Annotated in this window: 23 protein-coding genes; 18 read left to right on the forward strand and 5 right to left on the reverse strand. The window is 61.7% G+C overall.

The window, feature by feature from the left end:
• The first annotated feature begins 9 nt into the window (after nucleotides 1-9).
• The 3 genes from pigA to D8780_RS14630 all read left to right on the forward strand — a co-directional run bounded on the left by pigA (nucleotide 10) and on the right by D8780_RS14630 (nucleotide 4,009).
• The gene (gene pigA / locus D8780_RS14620) at nucleotides 10-1,149 is read left to right on the forward strand and encodes a prodigiosin MBC biosynthesis dehydrogenase PigA (protein ID WP_121646614.1); all 1,140 of its coding nucleotides are present in this window, start codon (nucleotides 10-12) and stop codon (nucleotides 1,147-1,149) included.
• Nucleotides 1,150-1,197: 48 nt separating this feature from the next.
• The gene (locus tag D8780_RS14625; protein ID WP_121646615.1) at nucleotides 1,198-1,956 is read left to right on the forward strand and encodes a DUF1295 domain-containing protein; all 759 of its coding nucleotides are present in this window, start codon (nucleotides 1,198-1,200) and stop codon (nucleotides 1,954-1,956) included.
• 490 nt (nucleotides 1,957-2,446) lie between these two features.
• Nucleotides 2,447-4,009: an ABC transporter substrate-binding protein gene (locus D8780_RS14630; RefSeq protein ID WP_245412421.1), complete on the forward strand. Its 1,563-nt coding sequence runs from the start codon at nucleotides 2,447-2,449 to the stop codon at nucleotides 4,007-4,009.
• A gap of 72 nt (nucleotides 4,010-4,081) precedes the next feature.
• Here the strand turns inward: D8780_RS14630 and D8780_RS14635 are convergent, their stop codons facing one another.
• Nucleotides 4,082-5,059: a LysR substrate-binding domain-containing protein gene (locus D8780_RS14635; protein ID WP_245412422.1), complete on the reverse strand. Its 978-nt coding sequence runs from the start codon at nucleotides 5,057-5,059 to the stop codon at nucleotides 4,082-4,084.
• Nucleotides 5,060-5,078: 19 nt separating this feature from the next.
• Between D8780_RS14635 and D8780_RS14640 the strand changes: the two genes are divergently transcribed.
• The 6 genes from D8780_RS14640 (at nucleotide 5,079) to D8780_RS14665 (ending at nucleotide 11,682) form a co-directional block, all read left to right on the forward strand.
• A complete protein-coding gene (locus D8780_RS14640) occupies nucleotides 5,079-6,188 on the forward strand; it encodes an NAD(P)/FAD-dependent oxidoreductase (protein ID WP_121646618.1) in 1,110 nt (369 codons plus the stop codon).
• Between the two features lie 22 nt (nucleotides 6,189-6,210).
• The gene (locus D8780_RS14645; protein ID WP_245412423.1) at nucleotides 6,211-6,468 is read left to right on the forward strand and encodes a (2Fe-2S)-binding protein; all 258 of its coding nucleotides are present in this window, start codon (nucleotides 6,211-6,213) and stop codon (nucleotides 6,466-6,468) included.
• Nucleotides 6,465-7,844, forward strand: coding sequence for an FAD/NAD(P)-dependent oxidoreductase (locus D8780_RS14650; protein ID WP_121646620.1), 1,380 nt, complete (start codon nucleotides 6,465-6,467; stop codon nucleotides 7,842-7,844). The genes D8780_RS14645 and D8780_RS14650 overlap by 4 nt, the downstream gene beginning before the upstream one ends.
• Before the next feature lie 145 nt (nucleotides 7,845-7,989).
• Entirely contained in the window at nucleotides 7,990-8,931 is a 942-nt protein-coding gene (locus D8780_RS14655; protein WP_121646621.1) for an ABC transporter permease, read from the forward strand.
• Nucleotides 8,928-9,806, forward strand: a complete 879-nt coding sequence (locus D8780_RS14660; protein ID WP_121646622.1) for an ABC transporter permease — start codon at nucleotides 8,928-8,930, stop codon at nucleotides 9,804-9,806. Before D8780_RS14655 ends, D8780_RS14660 begins: the two co-directional genes overlap by 4 nt.
• A 28-nt stretch (nucleotides 9,807-9,834) precedes the next feature.
• Nucleotides 9,835-11,682, forward strand: coding sequence for an ABC transporter ATP-binding protein (locus D8780_RS14665; RefSeq protein WP_121646623.1), 1,848 nt, complete (start codon nucleotides 9,835-9,837; stop codon nucleotides 11,680-11,682).
• A 103-nt stretch (nucleotides 11,683-11,785) separates the two neighbouring features.
• On the opposite strand, the gene D8780_RS14670 is transcribed toward D8780_RS14665, so the two are convergent.
• The 3 genes from D8780_RS14670 to D8780_RS14680 are packed head-to-tail and all read right to left on the reverse strand — an operon-like array spanning nucleotide 11,786 to nucleotide 14,700.
• Nucleotides 11,786-12,556 (reverse strand): TIM barrel protein, encoded by a 771-nt coding sequence (locus tag D8780_RS14670; protein ID WP_121646624.1) that lies wholly within the window; start codon nucleotides 12,554-12,556, stop codon nucleotides 11,786-11,788.
• A 4-nt stretch (nucleotides 12,557-12,560) separates the two neighbouring features.
• Nucleotides 12,561-13,562 (reverse strand): inositol 2-dehydrogenase, encoded by a 1,002-nt coding sequence (gene iolG / locus D8780_RS14675; protein ID WP_121646625.1) that lies wholly within the window; start codon nucleotides 13,560-13,562, stop codon nucleotides 12,561-12,563.
• 22 nt (nucleotides 13,563-13,584) lie between these two features.
• Nucleotides 13,585-14,700 (reverse strand): Gfo/Idh/MocA family protein, encoded by a 1,116-nt coding sequence (locus D8780_RS14680; RefSeq protein ID WP_121646626.1) that lies wholly within the window; start codon nucleotides 14,698-14,700, stop codon nucleotides 13,585-13,587.
• A 76-nt stretch (nucleotides 14,701-14,776) separates the two neighbouring features.
• On the opposite strand from D8780_RS14680, the gene D8780_RS14685 reads away from it, so the two are divergent.
• The 8 genes from D8780_RS14685 to iolB all read left to right on the forward strand — a co-directional run bounded on the left by D8780_RS14685 (nucleotide 14,777) and on the right by iolB (nucleotide 24,127).
• Nucleotides 14,777-15,610: a MurR/RpiR family transcriptional regulator gene (locus tag D8780_RS14685; RefSeq protein WP_121646627.1), complete on the forward strand. Its 834-nt coding sequence runs from the start codon at nucleotides 14,777-14,779 to the stop codon at nucleotides 15,608-15,610.
• Nucleotides 15,611-15,762: 152 nt separating this feature from the next.
• Nucleotides 15,763-16,650, forward strand: a complete 888-nt coding sequence (locus D8780_RS14690; protein ID WP_245412431.1) for a sugar ABC transporter substrate-binding protein — start codon at nucleotides 15,763-15,765, stop codon at nucleotides 16,648-16,650.
• Nucleotides 16,651-16,737: 87 nt separating this feature from the next.
• Nucleotides 16,738-17,844, forward strand: a complete 1,107-nt coding sequence (locus D8780_RS14695) for an ABC transporter permease (protein ID WP_121646629.1) — start codon at nucleotides 16,738-16,740, stop codon at nucleotides 17,842-17,844.
• Between the two features lies 1 nt (nucleotide 17,845).
• A complete protein-coding gene (locus D8780_RS14700) occupies nucleotides 17,846-18,667 on the forward strand; it encodes an ATP-binding cassette domain-containing protein (RefSeq protein ID WP_121646630.1) in 822 nt (273 codons plus the stop codon).
• Entirely contained in the window at nucleotides 18,667-20,583 is a 1,917-nt protein-coding gene (locus D8780_RS14705) for a bifunctional 5-dehydro-2-deoxygluconokinase/5-dehydro-2-deoxyphosphogluconate aldolase (RefSeq protein WP_121646631.1), read from the forward strand. Before D8780_RS14700 ends, D8780_RS14705 begins: the two co-directional genes overlap by 1 nt.
• The gene (gene iolD, locus D8780_RS14710) at nucleotides 20,580-22,406 is read left to right on the forward strand and encodes a 3D-(3,5/4)-trihydroxycyclohexane-1,2-dione acylhydrolase (decyclizing) (protein WP_121646730.1); all 1,827 of its coding nucleotides are present in this window, start codon (nucleotides 20,580-20,582) and stop codon (nucleotides 22,404-22,406) included. The genes D8780_RS14705 and iolD overlap by 4 nt, the downstream gene beginning before the upstream one ends.
• A gap of 3 nt (nucleotides 22,407-22,409) precedes the next feature.
• Entirely contained in the window at nucleotides 22,410-23,321 is a 912-nt protein-coding gene (iolE, locus tag D8780_RS14715) for a myo-inosose-2 dehydratase (RefSeq protein WP_121646632.1), read from the forward strand.
• On the forward strand, nucleotides 23,321-24,127 hold the full coding sequence (iolB, locus tag D8780_RS14720; protein ID WP_121646633.1) for a 5-deoxy-glucuronate isomerase: 807 nt from the start codon (nucleotides 23,321-23,323) through the stop codon (nucleotides 24,125-24,127). The genes iolE and iolB overlap by 1 nt, the downstream gene beginning before the upstream one ends.
• A gap of 3 nt (nucleotides 24,128-24,130) precedes the next feature.
• On the opposite strand, the gene D8780_RS14725 is transcribed toward iolB, so the two are convergent.
• On the reverse strand, nucleotides 24,131-25,015 hold the full coding sequence (locus D8780_RS14725; protein WP_121646634.1) for a LysR family transcriptional regulator: 885 nt from the start codon (nucleotides 25,013-25,015) through the stop codon (nucleotides 24,131-24,133).
• A gap of 91 nt (nucleotides 25,016-25,106) precedes the next feature.
• Here D8780_RS14725 and D8780_RS14730 point away from each other — a divergent pair, with 91 nt between their 5' ends.
• Nucleotides 25,107-26,606: a CoA-acylating methylmalonate-semialdehyde dehydrogenase gene (locus D8780_RS14730; RefSeq protein ID WP_121646635.1), complete on the forward strand. Its 1,500-nt coding sequence runs from the start codon at nucleotides 25,107-25,109 to the stop codon at nucleotides 26,604-26,606.
• Nucleotides 26,607-26,766: the final 160 nt, after the last annotated feature.

Here is a 26,766-nt window from a genome sequence, read left to right on the forward strand (position 1 = left end):
AGAGAGATCATGGATTTCGCCCCTCAACCCGATCAGATGCAGCGTAACGCCCATCTCGAGCGCTTCGCCCAGGATTTCGCCCGCACCACCCATCAGCGAGCGCCTGATTTCGACCGCGCTCTCTGGGACAGGCTGGCAGCGATGGGTCTTGCCGGACTGCCGCTGCCAAACGAGTTCGGCGGCTCCGGCCTCAGCGCTCTGGACACCGTGCAGAGCTTTGAAACCGTGGCGCGACATATCCCCGATCTCGGCCTGCTGTTTTCGCTCTGCGCGCACCTCTTCGCCTGCGTCGTGCCGCTCTGGCGCGGGGGATCGGCGGACCAGAAGGCGCGCTGGCTCGAGCCGCTCGCAACGGGCCGGTTGATCGCAGCCAACGCGATCTCCGAGGAAGGCTCGGGATCGGATGTCTTCGCCATGGCGACGCGGGCCGAACGCGATGGCGACAGCTACATCCTCAACGGCACGAAGCGGTTCATCACCAATGCGCCGGTCGCAGACGTTCTCGTCACCTATGCCCGAACCGATCCGGCGTCCTCCTTTTTCGGCATCAGCTGTTTCGTCATCCCGACCGACACACCCGGCGTAACGATCACGCCGGAGGAGACCAAATCCGGCCTCGCTTCGAGCCCGTGGGGTAGCGTACATTTCGACGATTGCCGCATCGGCGGTGATATGCGCATCGGGCCGGAAGGTGCGGGAGCGTCCCTTTTTCACGACAGCATGGTGTGGGAACGCAGTTGCCTGTTCTCCATCTATCTCGGTGCGATGGACCGTATCTATTCCCTCTGTCTGGATCACGCGCGTAACCGCTCGCAATTCGGCCGCGCCATCGGCGCCAATCAGGCGATCTCCGACCGCCTCGTCGACATGCGGCTGCGGGTAGAGACCGCGCGGCTGCTGCTCTACAAAGCGGTCTGGCTTTACGATCAGGGGAAGCCTTGCGAGCAAACCGTCGCCCTCGGCAAGATCTGGATTTCGGAATCGGCGGTGCAGATCGGCAAGGACGCCATGCAGATCTTCGGCGGCGAAGCGATGACCGCCAGCCACCCCGTCAACCGCTTTCTCAACGATGCGATGCCCTCGCGGATATTTTCCGGCAGTTCGGAGATCCAGCGCGAAATCGTCGCCCAAGGCATGAAACTACGCTGACGCTGGAGACTGAAGCGCCGGCCCCAATCAATTTCAGGAGATGACACAATGCCTACCCTATCGGAGCCCATCTGGCTTCTTATCGCCAACACCATTCTCTTCATCGTGCTGGGCGTTATCGCCGCCATCCGGACGGGCGATACGAAGTGGCCGTTCGCCTTTGGCTTCTTTTCGCTTTTGCCCGCCACGCTGATCCTCGCCTGGTATGGAGCGGGAGCGGAGTGGCGGCGGATCGGGATCTGCCTGCTCGTCGCCATCTATGTCGCACGAATGCTCTACACGCTGCTGGTCTGGTTTAACGCCACCGGCGCGGCGAAACTGAAGGATCAAAGCCCGCGCAGTGCGCTGATTGGTCTGCCCTTCGTATTGGTCCCCGTCTTCTGCTGGCTCTATCCCCTGCCCTTCTTTGCCGCGATGGACAGGACGGAGGGGTTTGGCTGGTTCGATGGCGCGGCGCTCCTTTGCTATGGGCTCGGAACCGTCTTCCATATGGGCGCCGACCTGCAGAAATGGCGCTTCAAGCAGGAAGAGGCGAACCAGGGCAAATTGCTGCGGCGCGGCTTTTGGGGGATGTCGCGCCATCCCAACTATTTCGGCGATTTTCTGATCTACTGCTCGTTCGCCATCGTTTCGGTTTGGCCATGGGGCCTGATCTCGCCATTGGTCAATCTGGCGCAGTATTTCGCCGATGCGATACCGAAAAACGAGAAACAGTCGAAAGCGCGGCACAATGGAGCGTGGGACGCCTATGTGCGCGAAACGCCGATCTTCCTGCCGCTCGGCCGCCCAACTGCGAAGGCTGGCTGACATTGATTGGATAGCGTCCGCGAGCGGTCAGGCAGGCAAACCGAAGAGGTGTCGAAGGACGACGGACACGGCGCCGCTTCTCTGCCGAGGGCAAGATCCGCATCGTACTGGAAGATATGCGTGGCGATACAAAGATGAAATCAGCCTGCCTCTTCTTCCAGTCGGACAGATGCGCGAGACCTCTGGCGGACGGGACGCCACATCGAATGGTTCGAGAGCGTGTCCCGGGTGTCCTTCGTGGCGATCAAGGCGGCTATGACGTTCCGAACAAGGTGGCGAGGTCAGTCAAGACCGTCGTAATATGATGATTGATCGAGACATCCTTCCAGCGCGATAGATTGCTCGAACGTTCCGCATTTACTGCGCGACCGGCGCCAAGCGTCAGGGAAGGGCTATATAAGTTTTTAGAATAGGGCATCCAAAAAATCGACTTTGACAGCTATACATTCGACTTCTTTGATGGAGGCGGCTGATCAAACAGGAGGTCAAGTTGAACAATATTCCGCTTCGAAACACCCTTGCCGCACTAGGTCTATCCCTTATGGCTGGCGTCGCTACGCCGCACGCCGCCCTCGCAGAAACACTACACGTTGGCATTAACGCGGCCGATATAACCAACCTTGATCCCATCAGAGCATCTGCGACCGCCGATCTGGCGCTGGTCTCATGGATGTATAACGGGCTGGTTCGATTTGCGCCGGGTAGCGCCGATCCGTCATCGATCGAACCGGACCTTGCTGAGAGCTGGGAAAGCTCCGACGATGGCTTGGAATGGACGTTCAAATTGCGCGACGGCGTAAAGTTCCATGGCGATTACGGTACGCTGAGCGCAGAGGATGTCGTCTTTTCCCTCAATCGGGCTGCCGACACGGAAGCCTCATCCTTTGCGAGCGATTTCTCCAGTGTGGAGTCGATCGAAGCGATCGATCCTCTTACTGTCAGAATTACTCTGAACGAACCTGTGCCGGGCTTCCTCGGACTTATCGCCGACTATCACGGCGGAAACATCGTGAGCAAAAAAGCTGTCGAGGAAAAGGGGAGCGACTTCAACAGCAACCCGATCGGCACCGGGCCATTCATGTTTGACCGTGCCGTGACGCAGCAAGCTGTCTATCTCAAGGCCTTTCCCGATTATTTTCGTGGCGCGCCGAAGATCGACGACATTCAGTTTGATCTGATCCCATCAGATTCCAGCAGGGAACTCGCGTTCCGCTCCGGCGAACTGGATCTGATCTACGGTAAGCGAGAGCAGATGTGGGTCGACCAAGCCGAACAGTGGGACAACACGGTGGTCGATATCTTCGATCCCGGCGAATATCGTACGCTCTTCCTCAACATGACGCACGAGCCGCTCGATAACCTCAAGGTTCGCCAGGCCATCGCGCACGCTGTCGACCTCGACCAGATCGTGGAATTTGTCGGTTCGGACGTTGGCCCCAAAGGATGTTCCTCTGTGCCGACTGGATATATGGGAGAGAGCTGCGATCAGCCCTACGAATTCGATCCGGAAAAGTCGAAGCAATTGCTCAAGGAAGGAGGCTTCGAAGATGGTTTGACGTTGAATTCGATTTCCTCGTCCAGCTCTTCGCAGCTGCCGATCATGGAAGTCATTCAAGCGCAGTTGAGCAATGTCGGAATCGACCTCCAGCTCAAAGTCGTCGACCACCCGACATACCACGAACAAATCCGTCAGGATCTGAGCGACGTGGTCTTCTACGGCGCAGCACGCTATCCCGTAGCGGATAGCTATCTCAGCCAGTTTTATCATTCCGATGCGGCGATCGGAAAGCCGACGGCGGTGACCAACTTTGCTCACTGCGACGCGGGCGACGACGATATCACCGCCGCGCGTAATGCGACAACTGATGACGAACGAATGGCGTACTGGGCGGATGCACAGAAGAAGATTCGTGACCAGGTCTGCTCGGTCCCCCTCTTCAGCCTCAAGCAGGTATGGGTCAGGAACGCTGCACTCGACTACGGTTACGAACTGAAAGGCGCTCTCAATCTGGCTCCCCTGATTACAGAGGAGACGACGCTGACGCGTCAATAGCAGGCTCCCAAGACGCCGGTCGAAGCCAAATCTTCCAAATCGGGATTGGAGGCTTCGACCGGTATCTGTTTTTCACGCCAGAACTTTTGTATCGGCAGCAGCCGCTTGCACGTGTCTCACAAAATCTTCGACCAGAACGCTGTTTCGCGCCCTCACCGGGCGCATGAGGCTATATTCGAAGCTCACCTCGGGCAGAAAAGGGCGAACCACGACCCGGCCTGCTACAATCTCCATCGCTAGCGGGTCCGCGACAGTAACGCCCATACCACCGGCAACCAACTCGGCGACGTTTGGGGCCGTATTTGCTTCCATAACGATATTGCAGTTCAGACCGGCTTCTTCGAACGCCGCGTCTACCTTTCTCCGCATCATGCTTGTCGGCGAAAATGCGACAAAGGGCGTGTCTTCGAAATCGGCAGGCCGAAGGACCGACTTTGCCATCAGCGGATGACCTTCTGGCAGAACGGCTACGGCTGGCGGGCTTTTCAATGTGTCGACGCTTATAGAGGGGTGTTCGATACTGCTGATGACCAAAGCAATATCGAGCCGGCGCAACAGAACCGCATCGGTCAAGAACTGCGAGCTTCTGGACTCGATGGTGATAAACACATCGGGGTGGTTTTTCTGAAAAGCCGCGAGTGCTCTTGTGACAAAGGCTCCCGATAAAGCGGGCATGACGCCCACAAAAATATGCCCGCGTTCCTCCCGCCTGATCGCCTCGACGGCGCGTGCCAATTGCCGCACGCCTCCAAAAATCCGCTCGACTTCTTCGTAGAGGCGCATGCCGCGGCCGGTCGGTATCAGCCGTCCGCTTTCTCTTTCAAAGAGCTCCAAAGCCGTATTGGCCTCAAGATCCTGAAGCAGCTTGCTCGCAGCGGGCTGTGAAATGCGTAGGAGGTCTGCCGCTTGGCTCACCGTTCCTGTCTCTACCACAGCCATAAGTGCTTCGAGTTGGCGCAGAGTGGGATCTCGCAATGGCCATAACCTTTCAGAATACGAGTGGCAAATAAACGACTTTGACTTTCTATCTCCTAAACATACGGTATTCAACGATATCAAGGGGGTTAGTTTGTCGACAGACGTTCTGGTCATTGGAGGTGGTATCGTAGGCGCGGCATTGGCCTACGGTGCAATCAAATCCGGACGCTCGGTGGTGGTTCTTGATGGGGCCGACAGCGACTTTCGTGCTGCGCGTGCAAATTTCGGATTGGTCTGGACCCAGGGCAAGGGCGCAGACGTCCCCGCCTATAATCGTCTCACCCTGCAAAGCTCGGAGCTTTGGCCAGACTTCCTTGCCGATGTGACGGCGCAAAGCCGGGTCCCTGTCGACTATGCGCGACCTGGCGGACTGACCATCTGCCTGGGTGACGACGAGTTTGAGGAGCGCAAGGCGCTTCTACAGCGCATGCACAATCAGGGCGCGGTGACCGAGACCGTCATGCTTTCGCGATCCGAACTCGAGAAAATGATGCCGGACGTCAAACTTGGCCCGGAGGTTACGGGCGCGAGTTATTGCAAGTTTGATGGGCACGTTAATCCGCTTCAGCTGCTCGCTGCTTTGCATCGCGCTATCTCCAATCTGGGCGGTAAGATCCTTTATCGCCATCGCGCTGAAGGGATAGAGCCGGCCTCGGAAAATTTCACTGTCAGAACGGAGAATGAAACCTTCACGGCCAAACGCGTCATAGTCGCTGCGGGCCTCGGAACGTCTGCTCTCGTGGCGCCGCTCGGTTTCTCGGTGCCGATCCATTCAAGCCGCGGGCAAATTCTCGTGACCGAGCGGATGCAACCCTTGCTTCCCTATCCTGCAAGCGGTTTGCGACAGACCGCCGACGGCACCGTCATGATAGGTGCGACCAAGGAAGCCACCGAGGACAGAGGCGTGACCGTCGCCTCGGCCCGGCAACTTGCAAACCGCGCGTTGAAGATTGTCCCTGCGCTCTCGAGAGTGAGGCTTGTCCGACACTGGAGCGGCTTGCGGATATTGTCCCCGGACGGGGCCCCAATCTATGCGGAGTCGAAGCGTTTTCCTGGCCTTTTCGCTGCTGTCTGCCATTCGGGCGTCACTCTTGCAGCCGCTCATGCCGACATTGTCGCTCCGGCGATGCTCTCGGGGCGGCTCTCTTCGGACCTTCCAGATTTTTCCAATGAGAGGTTCGATGTTCAGGAATTTGCTTGAGGGGCCGGGGCAGCCTTCTGACATGACGGTTCTGGTCAACGGGATTGAGACGCCAGCTTGGAACGGCGAAACGGTGGCCAGTGTACTTCTGAGGGTGCCGGGTGCCGCCCGTCTGTCCACGGTCGGCCATGAACCGCGCATGCCCTATTGTCAGATGGGGGTTTGTTTCGAGTGCCTGGTTATAGTGGACGGGATTGCATCTGTGCAGGGATGCATGATCCCGGTTCAGCCGGGCATGCGGATCGAGAGTCAAAACGGCCCGCGGGGCACTGGCCAATGACTTACGATGTCGCGATCATTGGCGCTGGCCCATCCGGCATGGCTGCGGCGGTCACACTGAGCGCCCTTAGTCTATCGGTGATTGTCATTGACGAGCAGCCGGCTCCCGGCGGACAGATATGGCGGAGCATCGAGCGAAATCAGACCAGTTCGGTCTGGAGCGCTCTCGGAGCAGACTATAGCAAGGGCTCGCAACTCGTAGAGTCGTTCAGAAACGCCCGAATTGACTATCTGCCGATGACGCAACTCTGGCAGATTGAGGACGGCTGGACGCTTTTCCTGACGGCTGACCATAAGGCGTGGTCGATCAACGCGAAGGTCCTGCTACTGGCGAACGGTGCACAGGAGCGTCCGGTGCCCTTTCCGGGCTGGACGCTGCCGGGCGTAATGGGCGTAGGCGCGGCCCAAATACTTCTCAAGTCGGGAAACATGCTGCCGAAGGGCAAGCTCTGGATAGCCGGGGCCGGTCCTCTGCCACTTCTTTACGCAAAGCAGTTGATGGACCTTAACGTGGCGGTCGAGGGCTTTCTTGACACATCCGGACGGCCAGCCCTGTCCGCGCTGTCACATCTGCCTCGCGCTCTCAAGGACGTGAAGAGTCTCGCAAAGGGCCTGCGCTGGCGCCGTGAGGTCGCTGGAAAGACCAGGCTTGTCGGCCGCGTTGAGAATTTTCACGCCTCGGGCGAGCGGCGTCTGGAATTCGTCAATTGGACGACATGTTCGGGCGCGCAGCAGGCCGAGGCAGACATACTTCTTGTTCATGAAGGCGTGGTGCCGCGCATTCACGAAACACTCGCGCTCGGTTGCATTCACGACTGGGACAATCAACAGATGTGCATGACGCCGCGCCTTGATGAATGGCGGCAGACCAGCCGTGCAAATCTCTACGTGGCAGGAGATGCAGGCGGAATTGGTGGATGGCTGGCGGCCACCATAACAGGCGAGATCGCGGCGCTGGGTGCGGCGCGTCGTCTCGGCGTCACCGGCGATGCGCAGGCCATGGGTCGTCGCAAAAGGCTCGACGAGAGACTGCGGAAGGCACTTGCAATCCGCCCCTTTCTGGACGCGCTTTTTCTGCCACCTGCGCACAGAATTCCTGACAACGTGATCGTCTGCCGTTGCGAGGAAGTGACTGCGGGGACCGTCCGGGCCGCGGCACGAAACAGTGCGCCGGATCCAAACGCAGTCAAGGCGGCGACGCGTTGCGGGATGGGACCCTGCCAAGGCCGGCAATGCGGCTACAGCGTTCAGAGGATCATCGCCGACGTGCACGAAGTGCCCGTTGAAGAGGTCGGCTTTTACAATATCCGCCCACCGCTCAAGCCTGTCACCCTCGGAGAAATCGCGTCGCTCGAGACTATGGAGAAGGCCGGATGAGACCCGCATTCCTTGCAATCATAGGCAGGCGCCGCCGATTGCTGTCGGCACATGAACTAGCGGATCGCGGCTCCGTACCGGGGCGTGACCGAAAAGCTGCTCAGAGAGTCGATCTCGCCCGCCCCAGCTTCAGAAGGCCCGCGCCATGATTGGTTATATTCTTCGACGGATCCTGCTGGCGATCCCAACGCTTCTGGCAATGCTCAGCGTCGTCTTCGTGCTCGTTCGCCTTGTACCTGGCGACCCCGCCGTCGCCATGTTGGGCGATCGTGCAAATGAGGCAACGCTGGCAGCAATGCGAGCCGAACTCGGCCTCGATCAACCTCTCGCTGTTCAGTACGTCTCCTTCATCACAAACATGGCGAGTGGCGATTTCGGCCGATCCATGGTGAGCGGACGCACGGTGTTGGAGGAAGTGGCCATTGTGCTGCCCTATACACTCGAATTGGCTGCTTCTGCCCTGGTGATCGGAACGCTTTTCGGTGTCCCACTAGGTGTCGTAGCTGCCATGCGCCGCAATCGATGGCCCGATTACGTCAGCCGCGTTCTGTCGCTGCTGGGCCTTTCCTTCCCGGGCTTCGTATCGGCGATCCTCTTGCTTCTGGCCTTCGGCGTATGGCTGCAATGGCTGCCGGTTATGAGCCGTGCCTCCAGCGATCCGCTGACGCATATGCGCAACCTGTTGCTGCCCGCGCTTAATCTTGGCCTCATAATGACCGCTTACATCACTCGCGTTTCCCGTTCGGCCATGCTGGACGTGATGGGTGAGGATTACGTTCGAACAGCCCGCGCCAAGGGTGTGCATTCCCGAACGGTCATTCTGCGGCACGCGCTCGGCAATGCCTGGATCCCCATCGTCACCGTGGTCGGACTATATTTCGGCACGCTCATCGGAAATTCGGTGCTGACTGAAATCGTCTTTTCTCGGCCGGGCCTTGGAAAGCTGATCCTCGGCGCATTGCAATCACGTGATTACACCTTGCTGCAAGGCCTCATGGTCGTGTTCGCGGCCTTCGTCATCCTCGTCAATACAATCACGGACCTGATCTACGGCCTCGTTGATCCAAGAGTGAGCTACGCAAAATGACCGATGCCACTGCTGACACTTCGCCGCCACGCAGGCAAAAAAATCCCGTTCTCGATGCACTCTATCGCAACAAGTTCTCTTGGATCGGCATCGGTCTAATCGTGACTATCGTTCTGCTTGCGATTTTCGCGCCGCTCGTCGCCCCGTATGATCCGTTGCAGCAGAGTATTCTGAGCCGCTTGCAACCACCATCCGTGGACCACTGGTTCGGCACCGACAGTTACGGCCGAGACGTCCTATCGCGATTGCTGTATGGGGCGCGCATATCCCTCGCGATCGGCTTTCTGTCGGTATTGGCGGCGATGATCGTGGGCTCCACGCTTGGTATTCTCGCCGGATATATTGGCGGCGTCTTCGATCAACTCGTCATGGGGCTGGTCGACGTCATGCTTTCCTTCCCGACGCTTTTGCTGGGCCTCATGGTGGCGGCGATGCTCGGTGCCAGTTTTGAAAATCTCATCATCGCTATCGCCATTACGGAAACCGCGCCATTCGCCCGCGTGGCAAGGGCACCTACCATTGCCGTCAAGCGGCGCGAATATATCGAAGCGGGACGGTCCCTGGGCTTCACGCCATTTCGCATAATGGGTGTCCATATCCTTCCAAATATTCTGTCCGACATAGTCGTTGTCGGTTCGCTCTGGATGGCGTCCGCTATTCGCACGGAGGCAGCCCTTGCATTTATCGGACTCGGAGTCCGCCCGCCTACCCCGACATGGGGCGGCATGATCCGCGAGGGGTTCGACAATATTCTGAACGGCTGGTGGCTCATCGTGTTTCCGTCGCTCTCCATCCTATTCACCGTTCTGGCACTCAACATTCTCGGCGATGCGCTGCGCGATGCGATCGACCCCAAAACCAGAAGCGAGGGTTAAGCCGATGGAGAACCTCACCTTATCGAAGATGGGCACTGGCTCGACAGCGCAAGGAACAGTCGCTTCCCCTGTGCTCTCGGTAAGAAATCTCAGCACCTCTTTCAGGGCCCGCGATAAATGGAAGACGGTTGTCCGCAATGTCAGTTTCGACATTGGTTCGCAGGAGACGGTCGCAATCGTGGGTGAATCCGGTTCCGGAAAGAGCGTCACCTCCCTGTCGATCATGCGCCTGCTCTCGGAGCAGGCGAGCCGGATCGAAGGAGAGGTGAAACTCAACGGTCGCGATCTTCTCTCCCTGAGTGCAGAAGAAATGCGCAAGGTGCGCGGCAATGACATTGCCATGATCTTTCAGGAGCCGATGACCTCACTCAATCCCATCTTCCCGGTCGGCTTCCAGATCGCTGAGGCTTTGCGGGTGCATCAGGACATCTCAAAGGCCAACGCCAAAGCCGAAGTCATCCGGTTGCTCGAAAAGGTTCGGATTCCCAACGCCGATAAAAGGTTCGACGAATACCCGCATCAATTTTCCGGCGGGATGCGTCAGCGAGTGATGATCGCGATGGCGCTTGCCTCCAAACCCAAGCTCCTGATTGCCGACGAACCGACGACTGCGCTGGACGTCACGATCCAAAGCGAAATTCTCGACTTGATTAAGACACTGCAGGAAGAAGAAGGAATGTCGGTCCTGTTCATTACGCACGATATGGGCGTGGTGGCAGAAGTGGCGGACCGGACGATTGTGATGTTCCGGGGCGATGCCGTCGAAATTGGTCAAACCGCGGATATCTTCAGAAACGGCCAGCACCCTTATACGCGCGGCTTGTTGGCCGCAGTGCCAGTGCTCGGTTCGATGAAGGGCAGCGATCTTCCGCGCCGGTTTCCCATGGTCGATTTGGAAACGGGTGAGAAAAAAGACCCGCCAAGAATTGCCGACACAGTGATCCGCGATGGAGCGCCCATTCTTGAAGTCAGGGACCTTACCACTCGCTTTCCTATACGCGGTGGTGCCTTCGGTCGCACAAGGGGCGTCGTTCATGCCGTCGAGAGTGTCTCCTTCGATCTTTATCCAGGCGAGACGCTTTCGATCGTCGGAGAATCCGGCTGCGGCAAATCGACCACGGGCCGATCCTTGACCCGTCTCATCACCCCACAACGCGGCGAGGTGACGCTCAATGGCTTTGAGGTGATGGAACTGAGCGGCTCGAAACTGCGGAAGATGCGTCAATCCATACAGATGATCTTTCAGGATCCTTACGCTTCTCTCAATCCCAGGATGAGCATCGGCTCGGCGGTAATGGAACCCTTCATTCAACATCGGTTCGGCACAAAATCCGAGGCGCGCGATAAGGCAGCGGCCCTTTTGGACAAGGTGGGACTGTCGGCCGACATGATGCAGCGGTATCCGCATGAATTTTCCGGCGGCCAGCGGCAGAGGATCGCGATCGCTCGAGCTCTGATGCTTGATCCGAAGGTGATCGTCGCGGATGAAGCCGTCTCCGCACTTGATGTCTCGATCCAGGCACAGGTGTGCAATCTTCTGCTGGAACTGCAGCAGAGCCTTAATCTCTCTTATCTGTTCATCTCCCATGACATGGCAGTGGTCGAACGGGTGAGCCATCGCGTGGCGGTCATGTACCTTGGTGAAATCGTCGAAATCGGCCCACGGGCGTCAGTGTTCAACAACCCTCAGCACCCTTATACCAAGAAGCTGATTTCTGCAGTTCCCGTCCCGGACCCGGGCCGTCGAAAGATCAAGCATGAAGTTGACGCTGGCGAATTGAAAAGTCCGATCCGACCGACTGATTACGTGCCACCCAAACGGGACTACGTCGAAGTTAAGCCTGGACATAAGGTCATGGTAGGCGAAGAATTTTGAGAGACGAACGCGCATCGCGTATGGACGCCCAGCGCGCGCGACACGCCGAACACCATTCCTGATAACCTCCTGGATCGGTTCCCTCCCGCCGAAAGCCCGGCTCTCAGCTGAAGGCGGACCTGAAAGCCTCCAATGCCGCCTCCGGAGTGTCGGATGCCCACGATTCCAAGCCGACCGGTCCTTCGTAGCCCATAGCGGTCAGCGCGCGGGCGACGCCGGCGTAATTGATTTCGCCCGTCCCCGGCTCGCACCGGCCAGGAACGTCCGCGACCTGAATTTCGCCGATCCACTTTCGGCAAGCTCGGCAGAGTTCGATCAGGTTCCCTTCGCCGATCTGCGCGTGATAGAGATCGAGGTTCAGGCGCAGCTCCGGCCGGTCCACCGCCGCCACAAGCGCCAGCGTCTCTTCAGCCCGTGCGAACGGCACGCCTGCATGGTCGACTGGCAGATTCAGGTTCTCCAGCGTGAAGACGACTTCGAGCTCCTGGGCCAGGTCGCAGATCCGCATGAGTGTGTCCCGCGCCTTCACCCATTTCAGCGGCGTCGCGACCTCGGCCACTTTCGGGCGACCGCCATCGCTCAGACCGGTGCCGTGCAGGTTCAGCCGCGCCACCCCCAACCGCTTGCCAATCGCCGCGGTTTCGCGTGCGGAAGCCAGCAACATCTCGGCGCCATCATCATCCCCAAGCCGCCCTTCGAGGTAGCCATTCATGATCGAGAAGGTCGCGCCGGACGCCTGAAGCCTGTCCAGATCGTGGTCGGGCCAATTCCAGAGCCCGACCTGAAATCCCATCTCGTGAAGGCGCGCGCAGCGCCATTCGATGGGCTTGTCGAGCCAGAGCATTTCGGCGCAGGCGGCAAGGGCGAAGGCCATCGGCTCAGGCTCCGGTCATCTCGGGCGTCACCGTGACCGGTCGCCCCTCGGCCAGCGACCGGTTCGCAGCCTCGGCAAGTGCAAGCGCATTGACGCCGTCCTGGATGGTTGCGGGCACCGCCTTGCCATCGACACAGGCGTCGACGAAGGCCGACCATTCGACAGCATAGGCGCGCATGTAACGCTCGAGGAAGAAATAGACGGGTTTGGCGGAGATGCGGCCTGCCTCGGTCGTGGCGATGACGGTGTTCTCGATCTCGTTCTGTGCCTCGATCGTCCCCTTGGCACCCAGCACTTCGACCCGCTGATCGTAGCCGTAGGGCGCGCGGCGCGAGTTTCGGATCGTAGCGATCCGCCCGTCGTCGTAGGTCAGGACGACCACGGCGGTATCGACATCGCCGGCCTCACCAATCTCGGGATCGACGAGGCACGATCCGTGGGCCATGACCGTCCGAGGCATGCCGAAAAGGAAGGCGCACATGTCGAAATCGTGGATCATCATGTCGCGGTAGAGTCCGCCCGATACCTTGATGTAGCTGACCGGCGGCGGCGCCGGGTCGTAGGAAGTGACGGACAGCAGTTCTCCCTTGCCGACATCGCCCGCGTCGAGGGCGGCCTTTAGCGCGGCGAAATTCGGATCGAAGCGGCGGTTGAACCCCATCATCATCGGCTTGTCGTGGTCGGCCGCGATCTTGCGGACCCCCAGCGCCCGGTCGAGCGACAGATCGATGGGCTTTTCACAGAAGATGGCTTTGTCGGCCTTCACGCCCGCATCGATCAGGTCGGCGTGGGTGTTGGTGGACGAGGCGATGAGGATCGCGTCGATGCTGTCATCTGCGAGAATCGCCTCTGCCGAGCGGGCGGCGATGTTGTATTCTTTGGCCAGTGCCTCGGCCGCGTCGGTCATCACGTCGGTGACGGCGACAAGCTCGGACCGGGGGTCCATGCGGATCGAAGCGGCGTGGACCTTGCCGATGCGGCCAGCGCCGAAAAGAGCGACTTTCATGAGGAAACTCCGATATCAGATTTCAAAGGGTAACGCGCCGTTCTTCGCGGGCGGATGTGTCGATGGCGTGGATCGCCGCCTCGAAGGCCAGCGCGTCGGTGAAATTCGGGAAGACGTCTTCGTCCGAGGCAATGGCCCGCAGGAAGGTCGCAACCTCGATGGTCTTGAGATCGCCGAAGCCAAGCTGGTGTCCGGGCGCGGGGCAAAAAGCGGCGTAGGGCGGATGCTCCGGCCCCGCAAGGATCGTCCGGAAGCCCTGCCGGTCTCTCGGACCACACGCCTCGTAGATCTGCAGCTCGTTCAAACGCTCCTGGCTGAAGGCGATCATGCCGCGCGTGCCGTGGACCTCCCAGTCGAGCTTGTTCTTGCGCCCCCAGGCCGACCGCGACGTGCAGAGCGTACCCTGTGCACCGCTTGCGTAGCGCACGATGGCCGACGCCGTGTCCTCGTTCTCGACCGGGGCGCGGCCGTTGCCGTCGGGAAGCGGGCGGGTCTCATGAATGATCTGATTATCCGCGATCAGGCTCTCCATCGGGCCCATCAGGATGTGGCTCATCGAGACCAGATGGCAGCCGAGGTCTCCAAGTGCACCAAGCCCCGCATCCGCTCGCCGCGCGCGCCAGGTCCATGGCAGGTCGGGGTCGGCCTGGTAATCCTCGTCGACCCAACCACGGAAATGGACCGGCCGCCCGATCGCGCCTTCCTCGATCAGCCGACGCGCATGGCGCACTATGGGGTTGTGAATGTAATTGTAGCCGACGATCGTTCGGCCCTTCGCACGCCGGGCCGCGGCTTCCATCTCCTGCGCGTCCGCGCAGGTAAGGGCGAGCGGTTTCTCGCAATGGACGTGTTTGCCCGCAGCCAGCGCGGCCAGCGCGATGGTCTTGTGAAGCGTGTTGGGAACGGTGATCGAGACGATGTCGATCTCCGGATCTTCGACCAGCGCTTGCCAGCTGTCGGTTGCTCTGTCGAAGCCGAACTGGCCGGAGAGGCTTTCGGCCCGCGTCAGGTGAACGTCACAGAACGCCGCCATCCGAACGTGAGGCACGTCGCCGAAGACCGCACCCGCTGCCCGGTAGGCCAGCGCGTGGGCCTTGCCCATGAAACCCCCGCCGATTAGTCCAAGTGACAGTGCCACGACCGCTCCAAGTGAAATTTTTGTTCCATTTCTGGAATGAGCAGTTACCCTGAGCTTGTCAAGAAGGATATCGTACATGGAGAACTCGGCAGCCGAGCCAGCGAGCGCCCCCACGACCGTCACAGAAGCGATGTCGCGGATGGATGCGTTGATCGAAAGCGCGCCGAAACGGCTTCGCCAGTCGGCGACCTTCACCCGTCGCCATCTGCATCTGATTGCCGTCTCGACGGTCTCGGACATGGCGAAGGCGGCCGGGGTCGCGCCATCGGCGTATATGCGATTTTGCCAGGCGCTCGGCTTTTCTGGCTACTCCGACCTTCAGACACTTTTCCGCGCCCAGTTCACGGCCTTCCGTCCGGATTACGACACGCGGCTGGCGCAGTTGCGGACCGACTTGGCCGAGGATGCCGGAACGCTTCTGGCGGACTTCGCCGAGTCGGGGCATAAATCTTTGCTATCCCTTGGAAATTCTGTCCCGACTTCGGATCTGACGCGCGCGGCGACACTACTCTCTTCAGCGCGGACGATCCATGTCGTGGGGTTGCGGCGCGCCTATGCGGTGGCGGCGAACGTGGTCTATCTGCTGAACAAGCTCGACCTGCCCGCGGCCCTTCATTCGGTCGTCGGGCAGCAAGACGAGTCACTGACGATCACCGACGACGACGTGGTGTTCGCCATCACGTTCGCCCCTTTTTCGGACGAAACGGTTGCGCTGGCGCGACGCGGAGCAGAGCGGGGCGCGCGTGTGCTGGGCCTGTCCGACTCAGACACCTGTCCGATCAAGGATTTCGCCGACCCCCTGCTCATAGCGCGGGAAAACGAGATCGGCGGCTTTCGGGCGCTGAATGCTGCGATCACCTTGAGCACGGCACTGGCGGTTGCGGCCGCGGCGGCGCGACAGCAGGATTGACAGTAACCCTCGGAGTCTCCTAAATGGAATAAATGTTCCAAAATTATTCACGGGGCATTTTGAAGCCGGTCTGCGTATCCGGATCGGCAAGCCAGGGATCCAGGGAGGAAACCATGAAAAAACTCTTGAAGACGGCGGCCGTGCTCGCCGGTATGACCGTTGCCGTGCCCGCCTTTGCGCAGGACATCATCGTCGTGGCCCATGGTCAGGCGAACGACCCGTTCTGGTCGGTCGTCAAGAACGGTGCCGACATGGCTGCCGAGCACACGGGCGCCAATGTCGATTTCCGCTCGCCCGAGACCTTTGACATGGTCCAGATGAGCCAGTTGATCGATGCCGCCGTGAACCAGGAGCCCGACGGTCTTGTCGTGTCAATTCCCGATGCCGACGCGCTCGGGCCGTCCATCGAGCGTGCGGTGCAGGCCGGGATCCCGGTGATCTCGATGAATTCGGGCTCTGACGTGGCGTCCGATCTGGGGGCGCTTTTGCATGTCGGTCAGGACGAATTCACAGCCGGTCGCGCCGCTGGTGAGAAGCTTGCCGAGATGGGCGGCACCACCGGCATCTGCGTCAATCAGGAAGTCGGCAACGTCGCGCTCGATCTGCGCTGCGAAGGCTTCGCGGAAGGCTTTGGCGGCAATGTCGAGGTGATCCCGACACAGAACGATCCCGCCGAGGTGCAGGCGAAGGTGCAGGCCGCGCTAGAAAGCAATCCCGACATCGACACTGTCATGGGTCTTGGCGCCAGCCTCGTGGGCGAGCCCGCGCTGGCCGCCGTCGAGGCCGTCGGTCGCACTGGCGAAGTGATGGTCGCGACCTTCGACCTCTCCGCCGGGTTCCTCGAGGCTGTCGCCGCGGGCGATGCCGCCTTCGCCATCGACCAGCAGCAGTTCCTGCAGGGTTACCTGCCGGTCGTTTTCCTGGCGATGAACGCGAATTACGGCCTGGTTCCGGGCGGCGATGTGCCGTCGGGCCCGAACCTGGTGACGCAGGACAAGGCCGCTCAGGCCGTCGACCTGTCGGCGCAGGGGATTCGCTAAGCCAGGGCTTCAGCGCATCACTAAGTGAAAGGTCCGTGGCGCGTCTGCCGCGCCACGGACCTTCCGAGTTCACGGGAGGGAACCGAGATGTCCGACACGCCGCAGATCGTCACCGACGAAAGGATGAAGAAAGAACGGACCGGTGCCAGGCTTCTGCGCCGCCCGGAACTGGGGGCCATCGCGGGCGTCATCCTGGTCACGCTGTTCTTCCTGGCCACCGCCGACAGCGCGATGTTCACGCTGTCGGGTATCATGAACTTCATGACCCCTGCCGCTCAGTTGGGCATCCTCGCCATCGGCGCCGCGATGCTGATGATCGGCGGTGAATTCGATCTCTCCATCGGGTCGATGGTCGCCTTTGCCGGTTTGATCTTCGGTGCCTGCGCCGTGACTTTGGGCCTACCGCTGATCGTGGCGATCCCGCTGACATTACTCGTCGCGGCCTGCATCGGCGCGGTGAACGGCACGATCGTGCTCAAGACCGGTCTACCCTCCTTCATCGTGACGCTTGCCTTCCTGTTCATCCTGCGCGGCGCGTCTCTCGTCGGCCTCAAGCTGGCCTCGAACGGATCGACCCAACTGCGCGGTGTGCGCGACGCGGTCGAGAACGACTGGCTGGCCCCACTGTTTTCCGGCGACGCATTCGGCGGGCTGTTTCTGTGGCTTGCCGATGCCGGACTGGTCGAGACCTTCAATAACGGCACGCCGAAAGTGCCTGGCATCCCGGTCGAGATCCTCTGGTTCATCGTCCTGACGGTGGTCGCGACCTTCATCCTGCTGCGCACGCCCTACGGCAACTGGATCTTCGCCAGCGGCGGCGACCGCAATGCGGCCTCGAACTCAGGCGTGCCGGTCCGCAAGGTAAAGACAAGCCTGTTCATGTTCGCCGCCTGCTGCGGTGCGCTGGTTGCCATCATCACGGTTATGGACTCCGGCTCGACCGACGCACGGCGTGGCTTCATGAAGGAATTCGAGGCGATCATCGCCGCAGTGATCGGTGGCTGCCTGCTGACGGGCGGCTACGGCTCGGCCATCGGCGCGTTTTTCGGGGCAATCATCTTCGGCATGGTCACCATTGGCCTGACCTATACCGATTTTGATCAGGACTGGTTCCAGGTGTTCCTTGGCGGGATGCTTCTGATCGCCGTTCTCTTCAACAACTACATCCGCAAGCGTGTCACGGGGGAGCGGTAGAATGGAGCAGGAAACCAAGTTTCACCACGGTGCGCCCGACGCGGATGCCAAGCCCATCATCGAGATGCGCGACATCGAAAAGCACTTCGGCAACATCATCGCACTGGCCGGTGTCAGCTTCGACGTCCGCCCCGGTGAATGTCACTGCCTGCTGGGCGACAATGGCGCGGGAAAATCGACCTTCATCAAGACGATGTCGGGCGTTTACGAACCCACAAAGGGCACGATCAACATCGACGGCAAGCCGATGGATTTCTCCAACCCTCGCGAGGCGATGGAGGCCGGGATCGCCACGGTGTTCCAGGATCTCGCAATGATTCCGCTGATGAGCGTCACGCGCAACTTCTTCATGGGGCGGGAACCGACGAAGGGCGCTGGTCCCTTCAAGCGGCTCGACATCGAAAAGATGAACGAGATCACCATGAGCCACATGCGGGACATGGGCATCAACCTGCGCGCGCCGGATCAGGCCGTCGGCACCCTATCGGGCGGCGAGCGTCAGACGGTCGCTATCGCCCGCGCTGTCTATTTTGGCGCGCGCGTTCTTATCTTGGACGAACCGACATCGGCTCTGGGCGTGCGACAGACCTCGAACGTGCTGGCGACCATCGACCGGGTGCGCAAGCAGGGTATCGGCGTGGTCTTCATCAGTCACAACGTGCGCCACGCGCTGGCCGTGGGCGACCGTTTCACTGTGCTGAACCGCGGCAAGACGCTGGGCACCGCAACGCGGGGCGAGATCACGCCCGAAGAGTTGCAGGACATGATGGCCGGCGGCCAGGAGATGGCGCAGCTCGAAGGCTCGCTCGGGGGCACGGTCTGATGGCGGCGTCTCTCGATGTCATTACCATCGGGCGATCCTCGGTCGACCTCTACGGCAGCCAGGTGGGTGGCCGGCTCGAGGATATGGGGTCCTTCGACAAGTATATCGGCGGCTCTCCCACCAATATCGCCTGCGGCACTGCGCGGCTGGGGCTGAAATCGGCGGTCATCACCGGCGTCGGCGATGAGCATATGGGCCGCTTCATCCGCGAGCAGCTTCTGCGCGAAGGCGTCGACATCTCCGGCGTCAAGACCGATCCGGACCGGCTGACCGCTCTGGTGATCCTGGGCATCCGCGACCGTGATAGCTTCCCGCTGATCTTTTACCGCGAGAACTGTGCCGACATGGGCCTGACCGAGGACGACATCGACCCCGCCTTCATCGCGAAGGCCCGCGCGGTGGTCGCGACAGGCACGCACCTTAGCCATCCCAATGTCGAGGCCGCGACGCTGAAGGCGCTACGGCTGGCGCGCGAGAATGGCCAGCGCACGGCGCTCGACATCGACTATCGCCCGAACCTCTGGGGCGTTGCGGGCCATGGCGAGGGCGAGAGCCGCTTTGTCGAAAGCGTCGAAGTGACGCGCAAGCTGCAGTCGACACTGTCTCTCTTCGATCTGATCGTCGGCACCGAGGAAGAATTCCACATCGCGGGCGGCTCCACCGACACGCTGGAGGCCTTGCGTGCCGTTCGCGCCATATCCGACGCCGTGCTTGTCTGCAAGCGCGGCCCGATGGGCGCGAGCGCCTTCGACGGCGAGATTCCGGAGAGCCTGGACGAGGGCCAGACCGGGCCCGGTTTCCCGATCGAGGTCTTCAACGTGCTGGGCGCGGGCGATGGCTTCATGTCTGGCCTGCTGAAGGGCTGGATGACCGATACCGACTGGCCGACCGCACTGACCTACGCCAACGCGTGTGGCGCGCTGGCCGTCAGCCGACACGGCTGCACCCCGGCCTACCCGAGTTGGGAGGAGTTGCAATTCTTCCTCGACCGCGGCGTGCAGCGTCCGGACCTGCGCAACGACACCGCGCTGGAGCATGTGCATTGGGCCACGAACCGGACCGGCGATTGGCCCGACATCCGTGTGTTCGCCTTCGACCACCGCTCTCAGATGGAAGAGATGGAGGGCGCTACGCCTGAAAAGATCGGCGCGTTCAAGGAACTCTGCCTCGACGCGGCGCTGGCCCATGCGGACGGACGGGCCGGTCATGGCATCCTGTGCGACGGCCGTCTCGGCACCGACGCGCTGTATCGCGCGGCGGGCACAGGGCTTTGGATCGGACGTCCCGTGGAATGGCCCGGCTCACGTCCGCTGCGGCTGGAGCCACAAGTCGGCCCAGACTGCGGGGGGCTGGCCGAATGGCCGCACACACAAGTGGTGAAATGTCTGTGCTTCCCTCACCCGCAGGACGACGCGGCCATGTGGGCGGATCAACTGGGGACGATCGAACGGCTCTACACGTCCTGCCGCCGGAATGGGCTGGAGTTCCTGTTGGAGGTCATACCCTCGAAAGTCGCCCCTATGGACGACGAGACGACCCCGTCGGTGATCCAGCGGATCTACAATGTAGGAGTCTACCCCGATTGGTGGAAGCTTGAGCCGTTCCGCAGCGAACGGGCTTGGGCCGCCGCCTGCGGCACCATCGAGCGGAACGATCCGCGCACGCGGGGGATCATGGTGCTGGGTCTCGACGCGCCCGAGGAGGAATTGCGCGAAAGCTTGGCGCTGGCCGCCGGGTTCCCGCTGGTCAAGGGCTTCGCGGTCGGGCGCACGATCTTCGGGCAGGCCGCGCGCGACTGGTTCACGGGGCAGTGCTCGGATGCCGAGGCCGTCGAGACGATGAAAGACAATTATGCGAGGCTTTGCGACATATGGGAAATGGCGAAACGGGACGCCGGAAAGGACAGCGCGGCATGAGCGACACGATCCGTTTGACCGCCGCCCAGGCGATGGTGCGCTGGCTGGCTGTCCAGTCGAACGCCGAAAACGAGCGGTTCATCGATGGCGTCTGGGCGATCTTCGGCCATGGCAACGTGGCGGGGATTGGCGAGGCGCTGCATGCGGCGGGCGACGACCTGCCCACCTGGCGCGGCCAGAACGAGCAGACAATGGCTCATGCCGCCATCGCCTATGCCAAGGCCAGCAAGCGCAACCGGGCGATGGCTGTCACGTCCTCCATCGGGCCGGGCGCCACGAACTTGGTGACAGCGGCGGCGCTCGCGCACGTGAACCGTCTGCCGGTCCTTCTGATCCCCGGCGACGTCTTCGCAAACCGCGGCCCGGATCCCGTCCTACAGCAGATCGAGGATTTCGAGGACGGCACGGTCAGCGTGAACGACTGCCTTCGGCCCGTCAGCCGCTATTTCGACCGGATCGAGCGGCCCGAGCAATTGCTGACCGCTTTGCCGCGCGCGATGCAGGTCCTGACCGATCCGGCGGTCTGCGGCCCGGTCACACTGTCCTTCTGCCAGGACGTTCAGGCCGAGGCATATGATTACCCTGCGAGCTTCTTCGCGCCGCAAACCTGGCGCAAACGCCGTCCGCGCGCGGATTTGGCCGAGCTCGAAGCCGCGGCCGACCTGATCCGGAAGGCTGATCGGCCTGTGATCGTCGGCGGCGGCGGAGTCATCTATTCGGAGGCAGAAGACGCGCTGGCAGATTTCGCGACGCGGCACGGGATCCCGGTGGTCGAGACGCAGGCGGGTAAGTCCGCGTTGGCCTGGGATCACCCGATGAATCTGGGCGCCGTAGGCGTGACCGGCACAGACGCCGCGAACGAAACCGTGTCGGAAGCGGACGTGGTGATCGGCGTCGGCACGCGGTTCCAGGACTTCACCACCGGCTCGTGGGCGCTCTTCGGGGCCGAAGGGCAACAGCTGATCTCGCTCAACGTCGCGGCCTATGACGCGCACAAGCGGGGCGCGGTCCCGGTGCAGGGCGATGCCTTGGAAAGCTTGTGTGCACTCTCGGACCTGCTGGGCGACGACGCCGCGCAGCGGGCTCCGAAAAAGGTGAAGGGCGATTGGATCAGCGCTTCCGATGCGGTGATGGCGGCACCCAACGGCGACGGGCTGCCGACCGACGCGCAGGTAATCGGCGCGGTGCAGCGGCAGGCAGGACCGGACACGGTCGTCATGTGCGCGGCTGGCACTATGCCTGGCGCGCTGCACACGCTCTGGCGGCCCGCGCAAGGCGGCTATCACATGGAATACGGCTTTTCCTGCATGGGCTACGAGATCGCGGGGGCCATGGGCATCAAGCTCGCCCGGCCAAAGGCGGACGTGATCTGCTTCATCGGCGATGGCAGTTACATGATGGCGAATTCCGAACTTGCGACGGCGGTGATGCGCCGCGTTCCCTTCACGATCGTCCTTAGCGATAACCGCGGCTACGCCTGCATCAACCGCTTGCAAAAAGGCACCGGCGGCGCGCCGTTCAACAACATGTATGAGCATTCCCGCGTCGAGACGCAGCCGCAGATCGATTTCGTGGCCCATGCCGCCTCGATGGGCGCGCACGCGGAAAAAGCGACGGGAGTGGCAGATCTCGAGCAGAAGCTGGCCGAGGCCCGCGCACGCGATATCCCATCGGTCATCGTGCTCGACACCGATCCCCACGCCGGAACCGGGGCGGGCGGATATTGGTGGGACGTAGCGGTGCCTGAAGTTTCTATTCGCGAAGAGGTCCGCGCCGCTCGCGCGACCTACGAGCAGAACCGCGACCGTCAAAGAAAGGTCTGACCCATGTCCGTCAAGATCGGCATCTCCCCCGTGGCCTGGCAGAACGACGACCTGCCCGAGCTGACAAGCGATTTCACCATGGACGACGCGATGCGCGATGCCGCCGAGATCGGCTATACCGGCATCGAACGGGGCCGCCGTATGCCCGCCGACACCGAAGGCTTGCGTGCCTACCTCGATCGTTACGGTCTCGCGCTCTGTGGAGGATGGTATTCGGGATCGTTGCTGGCCAACGACGTGCAGACCGAGATCGACCAGATCCGCGCACAGGTCGAACAGTTTGCCGCACTGGACGCCCCCTGCATCGTCTACGCCGAGTGCTCGAACACCGTCCAGGGCAGCCGTCTGACGCCCGTCTCACGACGTCCGAAACTGACGCGCGACGAAATCGTAGCCTACGGCGCCAAGCTGGGCGAGGTCGCCAAGTGGTCCGCCGATCAGGGCTTGCCCGTGGTCTATCACCATCACATGGGCGCCATCGTCGAGGATGGTGAGGATATCGACTGGCTGATGGAAGGCGCGCCCGAGGCGCTGCAACTGCTCTACGACACCGGCCATCTCGACATGGCAGGCGGTGACATCATGGCGGTCCTGCGCAAGTGGGGCGGGCGGATCGGGCACGTGCATTACAAGAATATCCGCGCCGATGTGGTCGCGGCGAACCGATCGAAGGATGGCTCGTTCCTCGACGCGGTCGTAGCGGGCGCGTTCACCGTTCCGGGCGACCCCGAAGGTTCCATCGACTTCCGCGCTGTCACGGACGCCCTCGCGAAAATGGATTACGATGGCTGGATCGTGGTCGAGGCCGAACAGGATCCTGCGAAGGTTGCGCCCCTTGATGCGTCGAAGCGAGGCTACGCGCATATCCTCGACTGCTGCGAGGCATCCGGCCTGAGCGTGGAGGAGAAAGGCTAATGCCCAACCTTCTGAAAAAGCCGTTCGGCACCCGCGGCAAGGTGCATCAGATCACGCCCGAAAGCGCCGGTTGGCGCTATGTGGGCTTCTCACTCTACCGCCTGAAAGCGGGTGATGCGGCAGCCGAGGCGACCGGCGACCGGGAGATCATCCTTGTAATGGTCGAGGGTAAGGCGGCGATTACCGGCGCAGGCCAGGACTGGGGCACGCTGGGCGAACGGATGGACGTGTTCGAGCGGACGCCGCCCCATTGCCTCTACCTGCCCAATGGCACCGAGTGGGAGGCGAAAGCCGAGACCGACTGTGTCATCGCTATCTGCACCGCGCCGGGGAAAAGCGGGCACGAACCGCGCCGGATCGGACCCGATGGCATTACCCTGACCGAGCGCGGCAGGGGCACCAATACTCGCTACATTAACAACATCGCGATGGAGAACGAGGATTACTGCGACAGCCTGCTTGTTACAGAAGTCTTCACCCCTGCGGGCCACTGGTCGTCCTTCCCAAGCCACCGCCACGACGAAGACGACTTCCCGCGCATCACCTACCTGGAAGAGACCTACTACCACCGCCTTAACCCGGCGTCGGGCTTCGGCGTGCAGCGCGTCTACACGGATGACGGACAGCTGGACGAAACGATGGCCATATCCGATGGGGACGTGGTCTGCGTGCCGCGCGGCCATCATCCCTGCGGCGCACCCTATGGATTCGAGATGTATTACCTCAACGTCATGGCGGGCCCCTTGCGAAAATGGCGTTTCGTACCCGCACCAGAGGTAGAATGGATCATGGAACGCGACGGCTAAGGATCAGTCCGCCGCAAAGAGGTGCCGCTCCTCGCGCACTATCGTATCGAGCAGATCGGCCGCGGCCTGCACCCGGCGTGCGACCCGCAAGTTCTCGTGCCAGACCAGCCAGTAGCTGCGGCGGGCCTCCAGCTCCGGCAAAAGCCGCACCAGGTCTGCATCTCCCCTGGCCATGAAGTCGTGGCAGATGCCGATGCCCGCGCCGGCCTGCACCGCGGCGAACTGCCCGATGGCCGTCGCGACCGCAATGTCCGACTGCCAGTCACGATGGAACTCGCGCGCGTAATTCAGCTCGGGCGTATAGACGAGATCGTCGACGTAGCCGATGCGGGTATGGTGTCGCAAATCGTCCGGCGTCGTGGGCAAGCCCGCCCGGTCGAGATAGGCGCGCGACGCGTAAAGCCCCAGCGAATACGGGACCAGTTTGCGTACGCGCAGGCGTCCCTTGTCGGGTCGGCCCACCATGATCGCGAGGTCGGCCTCGCGTTCCGAAAGCGAAAAGCTGCGCGGAACGGGCACCAATTGGATGCGCAGATCGGGATAGGCCGAGCGGAAGCGGCCCAGCCGTGGCGCGAGAAATGCGCTGCCGAAACCGTCAGGTGCGCCGATCCGCACGGTGCCCGCGACCGCATCGTGTCCGCCGATCCGCGCCGCGCCCGCCAAGATTTCCGCCTCCACACGTTCAGCAGTGACGAAGAGCGCGGCGCCGTCCTCGGTCAGGGTCGATCCACGCGTCGTGCGATCGAACAGACGTGTGCCGCTAGCCTCTTCCAGCGCCGCGATGTGGCGGCTCAGCCGGGACTGGCTGATACCGAGCCGGGCTGCGGCACTCAACATCTGTCCGTCTCGCGCCACCGCCAGAAAATATCGAAAGTCGTCCCAGTTCATATCATCGTTTCTGCATAACGGTTCACTGTCTGCGTCTGTTTATATGCGAAATCAGATGGACGATACAGGGCGCCGAAGAGGAGTATCATCCATGACCGAAATCGCACACTTCATCGACGGCGTACGCGTGGCGGGCACGTCCGGACGCAGCCAGCCTGTCTACGACCCGGCCACCGGCGAAAGCACCAAGACCGTCGCGCTGGCCTCGAGCGCCGAGGTCGGCATGGCCGTCGCCGCCGCGAAGGCGGCCTGGGCCGACTGGTCTCGCACGCCGCCCCTGCGCCGCGCACGCATCCTCGATCGGTTCAAGATGATCCTCTGGGACCGCGCGGATGCGCTCGCACAGGCGATCTCGGCCGAGCACGGCAAGACCCATGACGACGCTCTGGGAGAGGTCACGCGCGGGCTGGAAGTGGTCGAGTTCGCCATCGGCGCGCCGCACCTGCTGAAGGGCGAGATCACCGAAGATGTGGGCACCGGCGTCGACAGCCACGCGGTTCGCCAGTCGCTGGGCGTCGTGGCGGGAATCACGCCCTTCAACTTCCCGGCTATGGTGCCGATGTGGATGTTCCCCGTCGCGCTCGCCTGCGGAAACACGTTCATCCTGAAACCGTCCGAGCGGGACCCGTCCGCGTCGCTCCTGATCGCCGACTGGCTGGCCGAGGCGGGCCTGCCCGCGGGGGTATTCAACGTGGTGCAGGGCGACAAAGAGGCGGTGGATGCGCTGCTGGAGCATTCGGATGTGAAAGCGATCAGCTTCGTCGGATCGACCCCGATCGCGAAGTATATCCACGAGACGGGAACGCGGAACGGCAAGCGCGTGCAAGCGCTCGGCGGAGCGAAGAACCACATGGTGATCCTGCCCGATGCCGATCTCGACATGGCCGCCAATGCGCTGATGGGCGCGGCCTATGGCTCCGCGGGCGAGCGGTGCATGGCGATCTCCGTCGCTGTCCCGGTGACTGACAGGGTGGCCGATGCGCTGATCGAGCGTCTCGTCCCGAAAATCGAGGCGCTGAAGGTCGGACCGGCCGCAGACCGTGCCTCCGATATGGGGCCGGTGGTGACGCAGGCCGCCCGAGACAGGATCCTGGGTCTCATCGACCGGGGTGAGGAAGAAGGCGCGAAAATTGTCGTGGACGGGCGCAATTTCACGCCTCCGCAGGGCTACGAGGGCGGCTACTTCGTCGGCCCCACGCTGATCGACGGCGTGACGCCCGACATGAGTGTCTGGCGCGAGGAAATCTTCGGACCCGTCCTGTCGGTCGTGCGCCGCAGGGATTACGCCGAAGCCGTGGATCTGATTCACGCCCACGACTATGCCAACGGCGTGGCGGTCTTCACCCGCGACGGCGACGCGGCGCGCAACTTCGCGCACGACATCGAGGTCGGCATGGTCGGCATCAACGTGCCAATCCCGGTGCCGATGGCGTTCCACAGCTTCGGCGGCTGGAAGCAGTCGCTCTTCGGCGACCACCACATGCACGGAATGGAGGGCGTACGTTTCTACACACGAATGAAGGCCATCACGACCCGGTGGCCATCCGGCGTCCGCACCGATCCCGAATTCGTCATGCCGACTATGGGGTGAGGTGACAGCGATAAAGGCGGCGCTGATCTCCGAAGAGTTTGGCACCGCCTCCTTCGATACGACATGGCCGGCGCGGCGCGGCGCGGCGCGTGGTAGATTATCGGCGATCTATCTTTCTAGCGGTCATTGAACGAGAAAACGTAACGCTCTTTCAGGTCGG

It is taken from the genome of Notoacmeibacter ruber, from assembly GCF_003668555.1.
Classification (GTDB): Bacteria; Pseudomonadota; Alphaproteobacteria; order Rhizobiales; family Rhizobiaceae; genus Notoacmeibacter; species Notoacmeibacter ruber.

Bases quoted from the DNA above. Each gene is read 5' to 3' on its own strand.
- D8780_RS14650 (WP_121646620.1), top strand. From the start codon at position 6,465: ATGACTTACGATGTCGCGATCATTGGCGCTGGCCCATCCGGCATGGCT.
- pigA (WP_121646614.1), top strand. From the start codon at position 10: ATGGATTTCGCCCCTCAACCCGATCAGATGCAGCGTAACGCCCATCTC.
- D8780_RS14645 (WP_245412423.1), top strand. From the start codon at position 6,211: ATGACGGTTCTGGTCAACGGGATTGAGACGCCAGCTTGGAACGGCGAA.
- D8780_RS14730 (WP_121646635.1), top strand. From the start codon at position 25,107: ATGACCGAAATCGCACACTTCATCGACGGCGTACGCGTGGCGGGCACG.
- D8780_RS14670 (WP_121646624.1), bottom strand. From the start codon at position 12,556: ATGGCCTTCGCCCTTGCCGCCTGCGCCGAAATGCTCTGGCTCGACAAG.
- iolD (WP_121646730.1), top strand. From the start codon at position 20,580: ATGAGCGACACGATCCGTTTGACCGCCGCCCAGGCGATGGTGCGCTGG.
- D8780_RS14695 (WP_121646629.1), top strand. From the start codon at position 16,738: ATGTCCGACACGCCGCAGATCGTCACCGACGAAAGGATGAAGAAAGAA.
- D8780_RS14655 (WP_121646621.1), top strand. From the start codon at position 7,990: ATGATTGGTTATATTCTTCGACGGATCCTGCTGGCGATCCCAACGCTT.
- iolE (WP_121646632.1), top strand. From the start codon at position 22,410: ATGTCCGTCAAGATCGGCATCTCCCCCGTGGCCTGGCAGAACGACGAC.
- D8780_RS14625 (WP_121646615.1), top strand. From the start codon at position 1,198: ATGCCTACCCTATCGGAGCCCATCTGGCTTCTTATCGCCAACACCATT.
- D8780_RS14700 (WP_121646630.1), top strand. From the start codon at position 17,846: ATGGAGCAGGAAACCAAGTTTCACCACGGTGCGCCCGACGCGGATGCC.
- iolG (WP_121646625.1), bottom strand. From the start codon at position 13,562: ATGAAAGTCGCTCTTTTCGGCGCTGGCCGCATCGGCAAGGTCCACGCC.
- iolB (WP_121646633.1), top strand. From the start codon at position 23,321: ATGCCCAACCTTCTGAAAAAGCCGTTCGGCACCCGCGGCAAGGTGCAT.
- D8780_RS14705 (WP_121646631.1), top strand. From the start codon at position 18,667: ATGGCGGCGTCTCTCGATGTCATTACCATCGGGCGATCCTCGGTCGAC.
- D8780_RS14690 (WP_245412431.1), top strand. From the start codon at position 15,763: ATGACCGTTGCCGTGCCCGCCTTTGCGCAGGACATCATCGTCGTGGCC.
- D8780_RS14665 (WP_121646623.1), top strand. From the start codon at position 9,835: ATGGGCACTGGCTCGACAGCGCAAGGAACAGTCGCTTCCCCTGTGCTC.
- D8780_RS14660 (WP_121646622.1), top strand. From the start codon at position 8,928: ATGACCGATGCCACTGCTGACACTTCGCCGCCACGCAGGCAAAAAAAT.
- D8780_RS14725 (WP_121646634.1), bottom strand. From the start codon at position 25,015: ATGAACTGGGACGACTTTCGATATTTTCTGGCGGTGGCGCGAGACGGA.
- D8780_RS14685 (WP_121646627.1), top strand. From the start codon at position 14,777: ATGGAGAACTCGGCAGCCGAGCCAGCGAGCGCCCCCACGACCGTCACA.